Origin of the sequence: Endozoicomonas sp. ALC020 (assembly GCF_049275935.1) — a bacterium.
Taxonomy (GTDB): Bacteria; Pseudomonadota; Gammaproteobacteria; order Pseudomonadales; family Endozoicomonadaceae; genus Endozoicomonas_A.
In genome coordinates, this window is sequence record NZ_CP184830.1 from 1,042,453 (window position 1) to 1,061,211 (window position 18,759).

Sequence of the window (18,759 nt, forward strand, 5' to 3'; positions counted from 1 at the left end):
TCAGGTATCCAATGCCTCATAAATCGTATTCAAATTCACGGTACTCAAAAACTCTTCGGCAATTTTTGTCAACTCACGGGATTTGAGCACCAGAGCGTTACTGCTGTCTTGTGCCTGCTTTAAATAAGCATCCTTAATAGAATTCTGAAAGGATAAAGAGCTATTAATATAACGCATCATGTCAAACAGCTCTTTTGCTGAGGATGGCTCATGAGCGCCATAGAAATCTTGACTCAGGGACTCCTGCATTTGAGCCTCGGCCCAACAATACAATAAGCTACCGCCCTTCGAGTGCGTTACTCCATATAGGTAATGACAGAAGGCCTGCTGAATCGCTTGCTGGTATTTGTTTCTTAAATTATCTAAACGCCTTTGATCTTTCAATGACACCTTGAAGGACTTCAGTTTGGTTTTTTCCAGTAACCGCTTAAGATCCGGGCTGTTCTCAACTTTTCGTTGAAACAGAGCCTCGGCTTTTTCCTTAATCACCGTGCTGTCCCAGGAAGGTTGCCCCAGGATAATCACGGGTCGGTGGTTTGCCTTGCCCGAGCTTGATTTCCTGAACGCAGGATGGTGCACCAGCATTCGCTCTATATCCGGAATGCCCTCAGGTTCGTCCGACCAGAAGCTTTGTAAAGATAGGCAGGCTATTTCACCTTTAAGGAATGGCGAAAACCCATCATGTTCGTGAGTGACCAACGTAGTCCTGGTTAATTTCTTTTGTAAGTACTCACGGACTGACAGCCATGAATAGCTATTTTTCTCCCTGGACAAATAGGCCTTGTACCAGTTTTTCAGACAATGGGCAGCTTTAACCTTCAGTTCATCGACAGCTTCCAGGCTCACCAATAGCTGATGAAATTTATAGGCATTGATAGTGACCCCATAGGAGCCAGAGGCCGCCAGTGGATCCAACCAACCCAGTTTCAAGGCTTCACTGGCAAAGTGAATAACCGAAGGTTTAGTTAAGTCACTGTCTATCAGTATTTTAATTATTGAACTCAGCCACTGGCGAGGGCTTGCTCCACCCTGAATAATCATTTTTGAATAAAGTAACTTAAGTTGTTCAGTGATTTTATCTTCATCACTCTTGGACAATATTTTTCTTACCGCCTCCGACATTGGGCTGTAGGTATTCCTATTTTTGTCGTAATTAGTACCAGTCAATACAATCTCGTCCCAGCCTAATTCTTTTGTCTCAAGGGACATCAGCAATGAGACCCCCACGGAAAAACTGGTTAAATTGTTTTCCTCCCAAAGGTTCCTGACTATTTTGGAAATACTTAGATTGACTTTCGGGAATGCACTGTTTGTCTCAAGGGCTTTGTTCAGTTCCTCCAAACTCATGCCACAGGCTTTAGCCAGAGTTTGTTGTTGTGCTAAATCAGCCCCTTTCAGGAAATCCTTCAGGAGAGCTTTAATTCTCTTTGATTTATTGCTGGAATCATTGATCTTTGTGGTGGTCTGGAACTCAGTTGTCGTTTCTACTGTCTCTCCGGGCTCCCCACCTAAATCCACTGACTTCCAGGTTTGTCCACCATCCCCGGAATACTCAGCAAAGCAGTGGACAAAGCTTGCGACTTGTCGGCATGGAATCCCGAAATAACGGCATAATGCAACAAAAGCAGGAGCACGGTGACGACAGTTACCCTGTTGTCGTGTTACGAGAAATTCAAAGAAATTTTCCGTGCGCTTTGGCTTTGCCTTACCGGAAAACTGTCGGCAATACTTCCTGATCGCCTCGATTCGTTGCTCAGTGTCTTTGGCGTCTTTTATGGTCTGCAAAGGCTCCCGTTCTTTGGCTCGACGCTGTTGGTCAATGGTCGTAAACACCCTGTCCAGTACTGTTTTCATGCCTTCTGAACAGTGGGTGTCCAAATCTGTTGCAGGTCTGGTTTGTCTGGCGCGCGTGGCTTTGCCCGGCTCTCTCGGTTCCACAACATAAACCACTCTGATACTCTGGCCGACTTTGGCCTCAGGAACAGACAGTGTGTGAAGCCCGGTATATTGGTCCCTGACCAGAGTAAATGGCAAATCGGGTTCCATACGCAGGGCCACGATATAATCGTTGGGCGTCAGGCTGGGCAATGCATATTGACCATTGTCCGATGACAACTCCCGGGTTCCCAGCGTTTGATTGCTGGCTAATATCAGTGTCTGGTCAGGCCCGGGTAAGCGTTCAGGCATGAGGGTTTCGACCCCCCTGATGTGTATATCCTTAAGATCGATCAGTTTGATATTACCCTCAGAAGTTACGTAAACATCCAGTGCCGAACACCGATACATATGGGAAATATTCTTATCCGTATCAAAAGCTATATGATCCTCAGGATCTGGTGTCGTCAGAACCTCATAGTTCGTTCTCCGGTCCAATGCCGGAGCTTGTTTCTCGAAGACTTCAGGATCGTATTTTTCAGGCGCGTTATCATTGCCAATGCAATAGTCTGGCAGATCAATTATCTGATGCCAAAACTCAGGCCATAATTGAACGGCATTGGATGTCCATGTGTTTATCCGCTGATCAGCCTCCCGAAGACAAGGTTGGGAATCCGGCATTTTCAGCGTTTGTTCCTCTTCTTCCGTCATCGGAAACAGACTGTTGGCGTCCACGCCCGTCTGGACAAACTCATGCTTAAACCAGCATTGCTGCCAGTATCGGTACAGTGCCCGGGTGAGAATATCGTCCGACTCATCCGGCTTCAGGGAAAGACCGGATGCCTGCCATCTGGCCTGAGCCACTTCCTTGATGATTTCCGTTTTGGCTTCCTCTTTATCGAGATGAGCGTTAATACGAATTTCATGGTGTTTTTCATCAATAGCGCTACGATCACTGCGCCCTATCAACCACGGACGATCAATGCCTGATACCGTTTGGTAGAACCATTCGCTCAGCTCAGGATCAAGCGATCCTTTACCCATGGCAGGAGCCGATGATTTTGGCAGTTCCTCCAGCGATAGTTTGGCGGCCATCAGGTAAAGCTGGTAGTACTGATTGAGGCATTGATGGAGTGCTTTATCGCTAAAATCCCCCCCTCTGTTAACGGCTATGGCGACATTCTGTAGATCAAGACTGGTCGGCTGCAACGGCAGGTTTTTCTGTTGCAGGTAAGCCCTTAAACGACAATGTTTTTCTGTCAGCTTTTTAGCGACGAATGTCCCTTCTGAGGACTCTGGCAACACTTTTTCGGTAATGGTCTGTAATTCTGCCGGTTTGTACTGCCGGATGGGCAAATGCCGAAAACGTCCTTTCAGCGCCGGTGATAAGGGTTTTCGCCCGCTGTACTCAGGCGGGTTGATGGTGGCAAACAGGTGGAAACCCGGATGGGCGTCACCGGCCAGAATATCGTTTAACTCTCCTTCCAGATGCTGGCTGTCGATCAGGTTCATCTCCGAAATCACCACGATGCCGCCTTTTATTTTTGCCGTCTGGATCTTTTCGCACAGTTTGTCCCAGGAACAATCACAGGCATTCAGGTAAAAGACTTCCGGCATGGACTCTCCATGTTGCTTAGCCTCCTGTCTGACACTTTCAATCACCAGGTTCAGCGTGGCATCCTTACCCCTTCCCGCCGGGCCTTCAATCAGTGTTGCCTGACGGCCGCCGTGTTTTTTGTCGTGATGATTAGCCTGCTGGCAGCGGCTTAAATCCTGTCCAAGCCGTTGCGCCAGTTCACGGACTGCCGATCCGGAGGTATCAAAGTCTGGTCGGATTTTTTCGCTGACTGTACTGAAGGTCTGCTGCATTTCCTGCAGAGTGTGTTCATGAACTCTGTCGCTCAGGGTGTTCTCCGGTTGGTAACGGGCAGCAAACCAGATTTCCAGTGCTGACAGGGCATCCTGATAAGTTTCGGTGATTTCCGGCCCCAGTACATCCCGAAAACTACGTTGTATCAAACTGTTTATTTGCCCACAGGTCACACTGCCGCGAGCGGGCAGGGCTCGATCCAGATACCAGCCCACCCAACTGCAGATATCGGTTAAATCCCTGGGGGTAAACTCATGGTCGGGCAAGAGTTCCTGATAATATTGCCAAAGTGCCATCACACTTTGGGTGGCACTGTGTGCAATGTCGTTTATTTGCTGCTCCGGCAGATGCCGTTGTAAATGCTTGACCAAAGCCGGTTCCACCACTCTGTCGCGAAGGAATGCCTTATCCAGGCGAGGGAAGTAAGCTGTGGGCAGTTTCTCTTTCAGGGCCGGGTCCATTTGACGCCCGGCGTAATGATCCGGGTTGCCGGTGAGAATAACCCGGTGTTTTGGGCCGACCCTGACAGGGTGACCATTCACGTAAATGCAGGGCTCCGGTTCCCATAAGCCGTTCAATGATGCCAGCAATCCGGCTTTGGCCAGGTTGGCTTCATCCAGAACCAGAGTGACATAGTGTCCATCCTTCCCGGACGGAGTGTTGGCCCATTCCATCAGCGCCCGGTTTTGCAGTGTCATGGAGCGATCACCATCGGTGTGCTCTTGCCACTGCCAGCGTTTCATCAGGGTTTGTTCGCTGTCGGAAGGTCCAAGGGAAATGACCGCAGCCTGTCCTGAAGCTTTTGCCATTTTGGCAGAAAAGTAACTTTTGCCGGTGCCGGTTTCTCCCTGCAGGAAGATAACAGGAGAATCTGTAAGCCGGTCATGGAGTCGGGACAATCGACGACTTTCACGATCTTTCTGACTTATCTTGCCGTGATAAAGATCCCGGGCCAGTGCTGACAAGGAGGTATCAGCGGAATCCGTCCATTTCAGTGATTCAGAAAGTCGATTTTCTATGAGCTCAATGCCTGCTGCGTCAGAATTGGCTGTTCTGACAATATGAAAACAATCGGTGGCCAGAGATTGAATGGCATCGGATCGGGTCTGCCCTGACGGCAAAGGTAACTGCCAGCCAGAAGCCAGTACATCCTGCAAACGTTTAATCTGTCTCGATGGCCTGATGGCTAAGGATTGATAATGCTTTGTTGACTCCGGATCGACTGCCAACTCTTGTGCCATTGCCTGCCGTTGTTGTTCAGGAGCATGGGCCACAATCATGGCACAGAGCCTGCCGAGAACTTCTTCTTTTTCTTCATCCCTCGATGGCAATGGACTTACGTAGCGCAGTTTTAATTCTTCATTAAGTACTCCCGGGTCAAAAGCTCTGGCCAGTGGCCAGATGTTCTGCTCCACAAAGGCTCTATCCAACCGTGGAGCACTGGTGATGATGTCATTTAACCGATCAGGGTCTACCGAGGCGGTCTGATTCTCATCCGGCTTCTCATGGGCATTCGGCGTCTTATCCGGTAACAAGTGCCAACAGACCACTTTCATAAAGTCACGCACTGAAGGATTCTGCCGGGTACCATGGGTGATAAGGCTATTGATGGCCTTGCGCCAATGGCGGGGTAAAAGCTGTGGGGAATGGTCAACCTGCTGTGCTCGCCGGGCGGCCATTATCAGGTTGTGCAACAATCCTTCGGTCATTTCAGGCAGAGGGTTACAAAGGTCGGCAGGTACGGTTTTAAAGGCTTCGTAAAGTTCATCAAGCGCCTGTTCTGGCAGCTCAGTCCGGGGAATATCATGTTTGTGGGCATTAATATCCCAGAGATCGACCCGGCGACACCGATTACCCATGGCAACCATTGAATTAACCAGTGAAGATGGGCTTCTTGCAGCCTTGGGCCAAAGCAGGGTGATATGAGCTTTTGGGTAGGCCTGCAATTGGCCATTCACCAACAGAGGTTGCCCGACAACCAGGGGTTCCAGAAGCTGCTGAAGCGTTGGATTAGTTTCCAGCCCTCTCAATACCACCGGCCTGCCAGCGATTAATGCCTCCTGCAGTTTACTCTGACTTCTGCCAAAATGAGCCTTTTGTTCCGAGGTGATATGGATATTATCAAAGAGCTGGCTGAAGCGGGTCTGTTCATTGACCTGAATGACCAGAGGGGCTTGCCGCTGCTTATTAATCCAATAACTTGCCTGAACAGGTTGTTGATAAGTGACAGCACGAAAGGCCAGGTGCTTGCTCATTTTTTCCTGAAGTTTGGACAGAGGGTAGTCATCGGTTTCTGTCAGGCCCAGAGCTTCCGGCTGTCGTCTTGAATAAGCCACCTCAAGTCCGGGCTCCAGACCAGTGGTCTCGCGAATAGTCTGCAGTGAACCCAGCAAACGAAACCAGAGAATCTCAGTGAGGGGAGAGGTTACCGTGACAGCACCACCTGCCCGAATCTGTTCTAACAGACAGTTTTCAGGGACTGCATAGCCTTCCGGGGCAATGGCAATCGGGCTCAGCCATTCACTGATATTACTCTCGTTAATAATGATCGGGATTCGTTGAGCAGAGTCTTTATTGTTACCTTCTATTACACCTTCTTTGGCAAGAGAGTGGGACAGGCTATGGAACAGTGAATGAAGCTCGCCCTTCCCCACCGACATCTGATAAAACTGAACATCGTCGGGTAACGGACAAATCTTCCCGTTGCTCTCGAAACACTGTTGCGCCAGCATCTGCCGAATGGTCTGTTCAAAGGCCAGATCTTGCCAGTCGGCCCCTTTCAGAATCACCCGTTGTCCGGCCTTCAATAGCTCAAGCCTGCCGGGCAGGTGCTGAATTTGCCCCTGTTTATCCACTCCGGGGCCGCCCAGCATCAACTGTCGCCAGTTGTTGTGCAAGTGGCAGTCAATAAGAACGGTATTGTCGTCGTCCATAGCACTTTCGGCAGAGGGGAGTTCAGCCAATAACGGAGGTACCTTGTCGATCTCCATCGATGGGTCATTGTCAGTCTGTGCGTTGAACTGCCAGGTATTTCCCGGCCGATTAATTCGCCGCCAGAAATCGGCACCGGGAGCGCTGGCTGCGGGCGCGTCATCACGCTGACCAATGGATGCCAACTGTGCAGGGTCTGCCAGGACCAATAGAGAAACATGCCCGCCAAGGGGGCGTTTTTTCCGGTTGATTTTGTCATACAGACAGGGGTTATCCGGGTCCAGTAAATCGTTGAATTTGGGCAGTTCTTCGCTGGTGAGCTTGCGGATATCCATCACCAGAGTGAATGGCTGTGAACCTTCAAACAGCTTGCCCGAGCGCAAAGTATGACGACCCTCTTCGGAAATGTTCAGCCGACTCACCAGATTAGCCTGTGAGAGGTCATCGGGGTGGGAAATAACAGTAACATCTTCATTACAGGTTATGGCAGTCAAAAGCTGTCGAATTTCATCATCACTGGCGACAAAACGAAAATCGAAGGAATGAGTCGCCTTTGGCAGCGAGGAATCCGTTGAAGAGACGGTTCTGACTTTGTCAGGCACCGTCTCCAAAGATGGCGATCTGTTTAGTTTGGACCTTACTTCAGAGCAGCTTCTTACAGTCTTCTCTTGTTCTGACAATAAATCCAGCTTTGCTATCTTGGCTGCCACGCCATTCCCGCCATGATCAAGAAGGTTAGGATTCAGAGCGTGTTTTTTTGTACCTTCATCAATCTGACCATCCATAGTCAACCTCCTTACTGCTATCTGAAGAACCAAGTTGAAGTTGTTTTATATTCTGACCTTCAGATTAAACATAAGTTCCATTTAAATAGAGAGCCGCAACCGAGGCAGATGCGATGGTCTCTATTCTCCCGACGTTTAAATCGAGCGTTTGTCATTCTTTGTATCCTTGTCTATAACTGAATTTCACCTCCTGAAAGAGTGAATGTCTGATGTTATTCAACTCACTGAAAAAAACAGGGTCATTAGCCCTGTTTTTGGTCTCTGTTCTTTCTCTTCAGACACTGGCTAAGAATGATTCTATCCACGAATACCGAAGGCCACCCAGCATGCTTCCTGAGGATATCAGCAAGTTGAAGCCAACAGTTTTGTTATGTTTCGTCAGCAATGTTGAAAATGCTGACAACCTATCCAACGACCCCGGCAAACCTGAAGAGTGTAAAGAGCATATTGGTTATGTCACTACGATAACATCAGAAAAATCCAGCACACATGTCTGCAGATATCATGCAAATGGTTCTATGCAAGAAGAGTTCACAAACTATGATTGGCTGGACGCAGGTTTCTATACCATTGATGGTTTCATGCATATCCATACAACAGAAGTCACTATCCCGGGCTCAAAAAATTATTATTACGTTATGAGAACGCCTGAAAACTGTTCTAGGGTTAACGAACCAATGTGTGCATATGTCGACAAACAAGAAGGTAAAATATCCTTTGGTTATGAGCAAAACGACAATGGTAGTACGACATGTGGAAAACGGGATCTCGTCAAAGCTGTCTATGATCACAGTTACGAAAGAATAAACTGCGCAAAAAGACCACAAGACCACAGCTCACCATTTATTGAACTCAATGCTTTGCCGGATTCATGTCCTTCCGATGCGGTCACCACCCATTGTCACAATTGTAATGGTAATGGCTGTGGCGCCTTCAAATGCTCAGCATTTACATACTGGGATCCATGCCCGGATGACACCTTCTGCGGTTCTGAAAGGTGCGTAGGTGGATTATGCGAAGATAAACCATGGTGCAGGCCTGCAACACTAAATGACGAGCTCTAAGACGAGCTGTAGATAATCCCTGATTCTAATTCTTCGGAGCCTTGGCTCCAGGTAGTTTTTGTGCAGCTTTGTCAAAAGTGAAGGAGCCATTGAATACCTCTTTCTGCTTCTCAATCACGCTTCGACCTTTGCACACAATAAGTGCATCAGCAAAGTCGGCTTCCTTGCCTTTTACAGGCTTTGCGTTCTTGAAGTCACTCAGGGCTTTCCAAACAACCTGGCCTTCCTCAAAGTAGAGGTTGGTTTCCTGAAAAAGCTGCAAAACGGTCTCAATGATTTCAGGTTTGGCAAGCTGGTATTTTTTACCCTTCAGCGTCCAGACTGTCTCAACCAGAGCAGCATCAGTCACCAGAACCTTTTCTTCTCCCTGAATCAACCGGGCGGCCTGTGCTGACTGTTTCTCATCATCGTTCAGCAAGTATCGGAGCAGGATATTGCTATCAATGACTATCACTACAAACCACTCTGAAGTGAATCGTCGTCTGAGATGTCCTGCTTGGTCTTGACGTGCTTCAGAAACCCTTCTGCTGCCCCTTTATGCCTCTTGATCAAGGTAATCCGACCATCGACGATAAAGCTGTCGATTTCATCTCCTGGCTGGATGCCAAGTTCTTCACACTGACCGGCAGGGATAGTGATTTGCCGTTTGGCACTGAGTTTAGGCATAGGTTTATTTCTTTACATTTTTCGTATAGTAAAGATAGCGCGTCACTTTACTTATCGCAATATATAGCGTACTGCATCTCCGTTTTATCAAACTGCCACCTGACTGCTTGATAAAGAAATTCACTTTTCCTCTATAGAGAATCAGGTGATTAGCGTGATGCACAGTGAAAATCACTGAACTACCAAGCAATCATTCATTGCTTGCTGTCACTGAGTAACGCCATTTTGAGTGCGCTGAAAGACAGAAACTCTGTTAGTTGCACTTAACAACATGTTATGAACTTTCATTTTAAAACTGACTCCAATTTTCCATATAGCTCAGCATCAACATTGAATGTTCCTTGTTGATCGAAGATAAATACCTATTCTGGAGAATTCAGGGATGCATGGAATAGATAATAACACCAGCATTGCACAACCTAACCCGCCACCAACCGGGCAAGCCGAACTGGAACGTGCATTATCTCGTGTCAGTGCGGCTAGATCCGTCGCTGTTGCTGATCAAGAAAAAAAGAACAGACCTTCATTTCAATATTTTTCTATTTTATCAAGCCCCATGATTTTCAGCCGTTTGCGACTTCGGGATGTTGTCATTTTAAAACGGGTATGTAAACGCCTTCGCAATGGTATCCATCAAGATAATGCTCTGGCAAAAGCATGGTATCGCCGGTTTCCTTCACCATTGCAGTATCAACTAAGGACAACCATCAATACAAAAAATGTTGACCAACTTTGTGATTGGTTTAGGTCGTTCACGAATGATCAGGCATTAGTGAAGTCAATCACAGATCGCAAAACGGACAGGGTTTATGTGCCGGCTCTGTTATTTTTCACCCTGTCCAGGCTGATGTCTGAATGTGAGACATTTGTTTTAGATACAACCACTATTAACGAAGCGAATTGTGTAAACTCAGCCAGCCTCAGTGTCGATGGACGCCACCTGGTCACCGCCAGCGACGATGGCACCGCAAAAATCTACGTTAAAACGGCTGCTGGATCATGGGAATTGATAGACATCATTCGCCATACCAGCAAGGTCAATTCAGCCAGCTTCAGCCCCGATGGTTCCTATGTGGTGACCGCCAGTAATGATGGCAGGGCGATAATTTATGGCTATAAGAAAGATGGGTCATGGAAAACAGTTCGCACTATTTCCCATAGTGACCTTGTTTATTCAGCCACCTTCAGCGCCAACGGCAGCCATGTGCTGACTGCCAGTAATGATGGAACAGCGCAAGTCTATGGCCTCAGGGACGATGGATCATGGGAAAGGGAAACTACTGTTCGCCCAAATGGTCCGATCAAATTAGTCAGCTTTAACCCCGCTGTTCGTATGACCGACACTGGCGATAAAACGACAGAAATCTGTGGCCCCAAGGGCGATGGATCCCGTTCAGAAAAAACCAGCACAGAACGTCATAGATGGGTCTTATCAGCCAACTTCAGCTCCGATGGCCGTCATTTAGTGACTGCCGGAAGGGATAACACAGCGAAAATCTTTGCTCAAAAGGCCGATGGATCATGGGAACCAAAAAAGACCATTCGCCATGGTGACTACGTCCACTCAGCCGTCTTTAGCCCCGATGGCCGTTATCTGGTGACGGCCAGTGAAGATGACACAGCAAGAATCTATCGCCAGACAGCGAATGGATCATGGGAACGAGAAGAAGTGAATATTTACCATAAAGACGGAGTTTTATCAGCCAATTTTAGTCCTGATGGCCGCCATGTGGTGACTGCCAGCAGGGACGGAACAGCGAAAATCATTGGTCTGGGCACCGATGGGTTATGGTCAGAAAAAGCCTGCATTTACCATAATGACTGGGTCTTATCGGCCAACTTCAGTATCGATAGTCGCCTTGTGGTAACTGCCTCCAGCGACCATTCGGTGAAAATCACTGAACTGCGAAGGTATGATTCATTGCTTGCTGTCACTGAATGACGCCATTTTGAGTGCGCTGAAAGAAACTATGCTCTGTGGGGGGCGAGCTGGTCACCTTCATAGATCAGAGAGTCAGAAAGCGAATCCAGATTCACGGTGTTGAAAAACTCTTGGTAAATTTTGCCCATATCATTGTCTTTGAGCACCAAAGCGTTATTGGCGTTGAGTGCCTGCCGCAGGTAGGCATCCTTAACAGATTTCTGAAATGCTGAAGAACTATTAAAATCTTGCATCATCATATACAGCTCATCCGGTGAAGATGGTTCATGAGCACCGCAGTAGTCTGAGTTTGCGGAATTCTCAAGGCAAGTTTCGGCCCAACAATACGTTAAGTAACCACCTTTCGAGTGTGTCAATCCATACAGATAATGACAGAACGCCTCCTCAATCGCTTGCGCACATTTATGCTTTAAATCATCTTGAAACTTTTTCTTCATTTTTTTCAATGCCTTCAGAGTATTGAAGCGTTGTTTTTTCATTGCCATACGGGTATTGATTTTTTGTAATGTATTCTTTAATTCCGGGCTCTTCTCAACAATCTTTTGAAACAGGGCTTCGACTCTGTTACCAGTCGCTTCATCGTTCCGGAAAATCTGTCCCATGATAATCACCGGACGGTGATTGACCTTGCCCGAGTCTGGTTTCAGAAACGCGGGATCTTGCGTCAGCATTCGTTCTATATTTGGAATGCCCTCAGGGTCTTTCGTCCAGGTGAACTGTAGAGATGAGCTGACAATTTTATTTTCCAGGTACTGCGAAAAACCATCATGGCAATGAGTGACGAGGAAGTCATCATCTTCTATCTCCAGGTAGCGTTCATAAGCCAAACGCCATACCTGACTATTTTTTTCTCTGGACCATAACTGCTTGTAAAACTTTTTCAGGCAATGGCTGGCTTTAACCTTCAGTTCATCGACATTTTCCAGGCGCAGCAATAGCCGATGATGTTTAAAGGCTCCTACGACAGATTTATTATAGTTCGGCACTGGATCAAGCCAACCCGATTCCAGGACTTCACGAGCAAAATGAATAACTGAAGGTTTGTTCAGGTCACTGCCTTCCAGTGTTGCCACTACTATTAAGCCCAACCACCGTTGAACGCATGCTCCGTCCTGAATAATCATTTTTGAATGAAGCGACTTGAGTCGTTCAGTGATCCGATCTTCATCACTTTTGTGCAATATTTTTTTCAATGCCTCCGATATCGGTTTAAATTCCTTCTCGTAATAGCCCAATACCCCTGTCTCCAGCGACTTGATTATTGAAACGCCCATGGCAAAAGCGGGTAGATCTTTTTTCTTCCAGAGGTTGTTTAGTATTTCGGAAGTACTTGGATTTTTTTCTGGCAATTCACTGTTTGTCTTCAGGGCTTTGTTCAGTTCCTCAAGGCTTATGTCACAGGCTTCAGCCAGAGCTTGTTGTTGTGCTAAATCTGCCTCGTTCATAATCTTTCTCAGCAGATCCATACTCATCTTTGACTCAGTGCCGGAATCATTTTCCTTCCCGGTGGGCTCGGAGTTAAATGGGATTTCTGTTTTCAGAACAGGCGACCCGCCCAAATGCACAGACTTCCAGGTTTGCCCTTCATCCAGGGAATACTCAGCAAAACTGTGGAAACTGCTATTCATTTGCCGTGAGGGAATTCCGAAATAACGACAAAAAGCAATAAAAACAGGCACACGATGACGACAGCTGCCATGCCTTTTTGTTACGAGAAATTCAAAGAAGTTTTGCTTGCGCTCTGGTATGGCATCACCGGAGAACTGCTGGCAATAACGCGTGATTAACTTAATTCGTCGTTTTGTGTTTTTAGAGTCTTTTATTTTCTGCAGAAGAAACCGTACTTTGCCTGATTGTTCGTCAATATTCTCAAACACTTTGTCCAGTACTGATTTCATACCTTCTGAACAGCAGGCGTCAAATCGTTCTGATCGGGATCCTTCAGCCGATGTATTTTCGCCCGGTTCCAGGGGTTCTACGATATACGTCACTCGAATACTCTGGTTGGCTTTCGCCTCAGGAACAGAGAGTGTGTGAAGCCCGGTATATTGGTCCCTGACCAGGGTAAATGCCAAATCGGGCTCTATACGCAGTGCCACGATATAGTCGTCAGGCGTCAGGCTGGGTAATGCATATTGACCATTGTCCGGTGTCACGTTCAAGGTCGCCAGCGTTTGATTGTCGGCCAATACCACTGGCTGGTTATGCTCTGGTAACGGGTCCGGCGTGAGTATTTCGATCCCCATAGGGTGTTTATTACTAAGCTCGATCGGTGTGATATCACCCTTGGCAGACACAAAAATGTCGTTTGCCGAGCAACGATACATCTCGGAAGGAAAGTCCCGGGTATCAAAAACGATATGATCATCAATTTGTGGCTTCTCCTGATACTGATAGTTCGTCATTTGGTCTAATGCCTCAAACTCTTTCTCGTGGAGTTCCGGGTCGTATTTTTCAGCCGCTTTATCAACGCTGATAGCCAGCGCTTTGTTAACAGGGTTCGGCAGTCTTCTTATCTGCTGCCAAAACGCAGGCCATAACTGAGATGCCTTGGCGTTCCATGACTCGATCTGCTGCTCAGCATCGCGAAGATAAGGCTGGGAAGCCGGTAATTTCAGCGTTTGTTCCTCATCTTCCGTCAGGGGAAATACACTGTTCGCATTCACGCCTGCCTGGTCAAATTCCCGGGCAAACCAGCATTGTTGCCAGTGCCGGTACAGTGCCTGGTTGAGAATATCGTCGGACCCGTCTGGATTCAGGGAAAGACCGGATGCCTGCCAACGGGCCTGAGCCACCATCCTGATGATTTCCGTTCTGGCTTCCTTGTCATTCAGATCTGCATTAATACGAATTTCATGGCATTTTTCATCAAGACTGTTGAGATTACTGAGTCGTAACAGCCACGGGCGATTCATGTCCGGCAGTGCCTGGTTGAACCATTTGCTCAGTTCAAGAGCAAACTCTCTTCTACCCATGGCAAGAGACGATGACTCGGGCAGCTCCTCCAGCGATATGTTGGCGGCCATCAGGTAAAGCCGGTAATACTGATTAAAACATTGATGAAGGCCTTTTTCGGTATCATCGTCTCCCTGGATGACGGCTCTGGCCACATTCTGTAAATCAAGACTGGTAGGCTGCAACGGCAGGTTTTTCCGTTGCAGGTAAGCCCTCAGGCGACAATGTAGCTGCGTCAGCTTTTTAGCCAGGATTTTCCCTTCCCGGGTTTCTGGCAACACTTTCCCGGCAATGGTCTGTAATTCTGCCGGGCTGTACTGGCAGATCGGCAAATGTCTGAAACGCCCTTTCAGCGCCGGTGATAACGGTTTTCGCCCGCTGTACTCAGGCGGGTTGGTGGTGGCAAACAGGTGGAAGCCCGGATGGGCATCACCGGCCAGAATATCGTTTAACTCACCTTCCAGATGCTGGCTATCGATCAGATTCATTTCCGAAATCACCACGATGCCGCCCTTAATTTTTGCCGTCCGGATCTTTTCACACAGTTTGTCCCAGGAACAATCACAGGCATTCAGGTAAAAGACTTCCGGCATGGATTCCTGCCGTGCTTCTGCCTGCTGTTTGACACTTTCAATCATCAGGTACAGCGTGGCATCCTTACCCCGTCCAGCCGGGCCTTCAATCAGAGTCGCCTGACGACCGTCGTGTTTTCTGTTGAGATGATAAGCCTGCTGACAGCGGCTTAAGTCCTGTCCAAGCCGTTTTGCCAGTTCGCGGACTGCCGATCCGGAGGTATCAAATTCAGGTCGGGTTTGTTCGGTGAAATTTATGAAGGCCTGGTGAATATCCGGCAGGGTCTGGTTATGCACTTTGTCGCTCAGTGTCTTGTCCGGTTCGAAACGGGCAGCAAACCAGATGTCCAATGCTAACTGGGCATCCTTATGGGCCTCGCTGATTTCGGGACCCAGAAGATCCCGAAAAACTTGTTGGATCAGACTGTTGATTTGCTCAGAGGTAACAGGGGCAGCTGTGGGTAGCGCACGATCCAGATACCAACCCACCCAACTGCAGATGTCCGTTAAATCCCTGGGGGTAAACTCATGCTCAGGCAACAACTCCTGATAATATTGCCAGAGCACCATCACGCTCTGTGTGGCACTGTGTGCAATGTCGTTTATTTCAGGCTCCGGCAGATGTCGTTGTAACTGATTGACCAGAGCCGGTTCCACCACGCAGTCCCGAAGGAAAGCCTGATCCAGACGAGGGTAGTAAGCTCTGGGCAGCTTTTCTTTCAGAGCCGGGTCCAGTTGGCGTCCGGCGTAATGATCCGGGTTGCCGGTGAGAATTACCCGGTGTTTAGTGCCGACCGGAACAGGTTGACCGCCTACATAGATACAGGGCTCCGGCTCCCATAAGCCATTCAATGACGCCAGTAATCCCGTTTTAGCCAGGTTGGCTTCATCCAGCACCAGAGTGACGAATTTGTCATTTTCGTCGGGTTTAATACTGGCCCATTCCATCAGCGCCCGGTTTTGCTGTGCCATAGAACGGTCACCATCGGCACGTTCCTGCCACCGCCATTGTTTCATCAGGGTCTGTTCGCTGTCAGAAGGTCCAAGGGAAATCACCGCAGCCTGTCCTGAAGCTTTCGCCACTTTGGCGGAAAAGTAACTTTTCCCGGTGCCGGTTTCCCCCTGCAGGAAGATAACGGGAGAGTCCGCAAGCCGGTCATGGAGTCGCGATAATCGACGGCTTTCTCGATCCTTTTGATTCATCTTGCCGTGATAAAGATCCCGGGCCAGTGCTGATAAGGGTCTGTCTGCGGAGCCCGTCCATTTCAGCGATTCGGACAGTCGATGTTCAATGCGTTCAATGCCTTCTGCTTCAGAATTCGCTGTTCTGGCCCTGTGAAAACAATCGGTGGCCAGAGCATGAAGGGTATCGGATCGGGTCTGCCCCGGTGCCAGGGCCAACTGCCAGCCAGAAGCCAGTGCATCTTGCAAACGTTTAATCTGTCTGCTTGGCCAGATGGTCAATGATTGACAGGGTTCCGCTGTTGCCGGGTCAATTTCCAGCTGATACGCCATTGTATCTCGTTGTGCTTCAGGCCTGTGGGCCACGATTATGGCACAGAGCCTGTCCAGAGTTTTTTTTTGGGCCCACCCTGGCATTGGACTTTCATAGGACAGCTGAAACCCGGTGTCCTTAAATATTACCGGGTCAAATGCCCTGGCCAGTTGCCAAAGGTTTTGCTTCACAAACGCTCTATCCAATTGCGGGGCACTATTGATGATGGCATTTAACCTGTCCGGGTCTACCGAGGCCGTTTGATCCACATTCGGAATTTTATGGGTGTCTAGAACTTCTAGAACTTTATGGGTGTCCAGTATCTTATTTTTATGGGTGTCCAATATCTTACCCGGTAACAAGTGCCAACAGGCCACTTTCATGAAATCACGCACGGGCGGATGCTGCCGGGTGCCATGGGTGATGACGCTATTGATGGCCTTGCGCCAGTGGCGAGGTAGAAGCTGTGCGGCATGGTCAAACTGCTTTGCCCTTCGGGCAGCCAGTATCAGGTTATTCAACAACCCTTCGGTTATTTCAGGCAGAGGGTTACACAGGTGGGCAGGTACGGTTTCAAACGCTTTGTAAAGGTCATTAAGCGCCTGTTCTGGCAGTTCAGTCCGGCAGATATCGTGCTTGTGGGCATTGATATCCCAGGGGTCGACCTCAGGACACGGCTTACCCTTGGCAATCATTGCACTCCATACTGAGGAGGGGCTTTTCGCATTCTCAGGCCAGAGCAGGGTGACATGAGCTTTTGGGTAGGCCTGTAATTGACCATTGACCAACAGAGGTTGGTCGACAGCAAGAGGTTCCAGAAGCTGCTGCAGGGTTGGATTACTTTCCAGCCCTCTGAATACCACCGGCTTGCCAGTGGTTAATGCCATCTGCAACTTACTCTGACGTCGCCCAAAATGCGCCTTTTGTTCCGAGGTGATATGGATATTATCAAATAGCTGGCTGAAGCTGGTCTGTTCATTGACCTGAATGAGCAGAGGGGTTTCCGGCTGATTATTGATCCAATAACTTGCCTGGACAGGTCGCTGGTAAGTTATGGTATCAAAGGCGGCGTGATTTCTGATTGGTTGTTCATTGTTTTCTGCCAGTCCCAATGCCTTCGGCTGACGTCTTGAATCAGCCACCTGAAGTTGAGGCTTGACGCCGGTCGTCTCGCGAATCGTCTGCAGTGAACCCAGCAAACGAAACCAGAGTGCCTCCGTGAGGGGGGAGGTTACAGTGACGACACCACCCGCTCGAATCTGTTTCAACAGACGGGTGTTAGGTATTGCATAGCCTTCCGGGGCAATGGCAATGGGGTTCAGCCATTGGGTAATATTACTCTGGTTAATAATGATCGGGCTTCTTGATGCGTTCTTTCTCTTGTCACCTTTTTTGAAACGAGAGTGGAACAGACTCTTGAACAATGAGTGAAGCTCGTTATTCCTTACCGGCATCCGGTAAAACTGAACATCGTCGGGTAACGGACAGATCTTGCCATTGCTCTCAAAACACTTTTTCGCCAGCATCTGTCGAATCATCTGTTCAAAGGCCAGATCCTGCCAGTTAGCCCCTTTCAGAATCACCCGTTGTCCAGCTCTCAATAACTCAAGCCTGCCGGGTATGTGCCGGATTCGCCCCTGTTTATCCACACCGGGGCCGCCCAGCAGTAACTGTCGCCAGTGAGCGTGCAAATGGCAGTCAATCAAAACGGTATTGTCGTCATCCATGGCGCTTTCGGCAGAGGGGAGTTCAGTCAATACCGGAGGAACCTCGTCGATATCCATTGCTGGGTCATCGCCGGTCTGTGCCTCGAATTGCCAGGTATTTCCCGGTCGATTAATTCTCCGCCAGAAATCAGCGCCGGGTGCGTCATCACGCTCGCCAATCGATGCCAGCTGGGCAGGATCTGCTACGACCAGCAGAGAAACATGCCCGCCCAGGGGGCGTTTCCTGCGATTGATTTTGTCGTACAGGCAGGGGTTATCCGGGTCCAGCAGATCGTTAAATTTAGGTAGATCATCGCTGCTGAGATGTCGGATATCCATCACCAGAGTCAGCGGCTGTGAGCTTTCAAACAGCTTGCCTGAGCGCAGAGTATGACGACCATCGCCGGAAATGCTCAGCCGACTCACCAGGTTAGCCTGTGAGAGGTCATCGGGGTGGGAAATAACAGTAACATCCTGATGTTCATCAAAGGTCCTGGCAATCAGGAGCTGTCGAACTTCATCATCACTGGCGACAAAACGAAAATCGAAGGAATGAGTCGCCTTTTGGAGCGTGGAATCCATTGAAGAGACGGTTCTCAGTCTGTCAGGCAAGGTTTCCGGAGATGATGATCTCTTTAGTCTGGACCTCACTTCAGAGCAGCTTCTTACAGTCTTCTTTTGCTTTGACGATACATCCAGCTTTGCTATCTTGGCTCCCACGCCACGATCAAGGGGGTTAGGATACAGAGCGTGTTTTTTTCTACCTCTATCAATCTGACCATCCATAGTCAATCACCCTCTCTGCTATCTGAAGAACCAAGTTGAAGTTGTTTTATAATTTGACCTTCAGATTAAACGTAAGTTCCATTTAAACAGGCAGCCGCAACCATGGCAGATG

Annotated in this window: 6 protein-coding genes; 2 read left to right on the forward strand and 4 right to left on the reverse strand. The window is 48.5% G+C overall.

Annotated features, from left to right (window positions below; all coding sequences use genetic code 11):
* Complete coding sequence (locus ACOJUO_RS03555) at positions 1–7,461, reverse strand: AAA family ATPase (protein WP_422138931.1); 7,461 nt, start codon at positions 7,459–7,461, stop codon at positions 1–3.
* 326 nt (positions 7,462–7,787) lie between these two features.
* Between ACOJUO_RS03555 and ACOJUO_RS03560 the strand changes: the two genes are divergently transcribed.
* Positions 7,788–8,525, forward strand: coding sequence for a hypothetical protein (locus ACOJUO_RS03560; protein ID WP_422135384.1), 738 nt, complete (start codon positions 7,788–7,790; stop codon positions 8,523–8,525).
* 25 nt (positions 8,526–8,550) lie between these two features.
* Here ACOJUO_RS03560 and ACOJUO_RS03565 read toward each other — a convergent pair whose 3' ends face one another.
* Positions 8,551–8,979, reverse strand: a complete 429-nt coding sequence (locus tag ACOJUO_RS03565; RefSeq protein WP_422138932.1) for a PIN domain-containing protein — start codon at positions 8,977–8,979, stop codon at positions 8,551–8,553.
* On the reverse strand, positions 8,979–9,191 hold the full coding sequence (locus tag ACOJUO_RS03570) for an AbrB/MazE/SpoVT family DNA-binding domain-containing protein (protein ID WP_422135386.1): 213 nt from the start codon (positions 9,189–9,191) through the stop codon (positions 8,979–8,981). The genes ACOJUO_RS03565 and ACOJUO_RS03570 overlap by 1 nt, the downstream gene beginning before the upstream one ends.
* A gap of 382 nt (positions 9,192–9,573) precedes the next feature.
* Here ACOJUO_RS03570 and ACOJUO_RS03575 point away from each other — a divergent pair, with 382 nt between their 5' ends.
* A complete protein-coding gene (locus ACOJUO_RS03575) occupies positions 9,574–11,133 on the forward strand; it encodes an F-box/WD repeat-containing protein (protein WP_422138933.1) in 1,560 nt (519 codons plus the stop codon).
* A gap of 26 nt (positions 11,134–11,159) precedes the next feature.
* Here ACOJUO_RS03575 and ACOJUO_RS03580 read toward each other — a convergent pair whose 3' ends face one another.
* Positions 11,160–18,647: an AAA family ATPase gene (locus tag ACOJUO_RS03580; protein WP_422138934.1), complete on the reverse strand. Its 7,488-nt coding sequence runs from the start codon at positions 18,645–18,647 to the stop codon at positions 11,160–11,162.
* Positions 18,648–18,759: the final 112 nt, after the last annotated feature.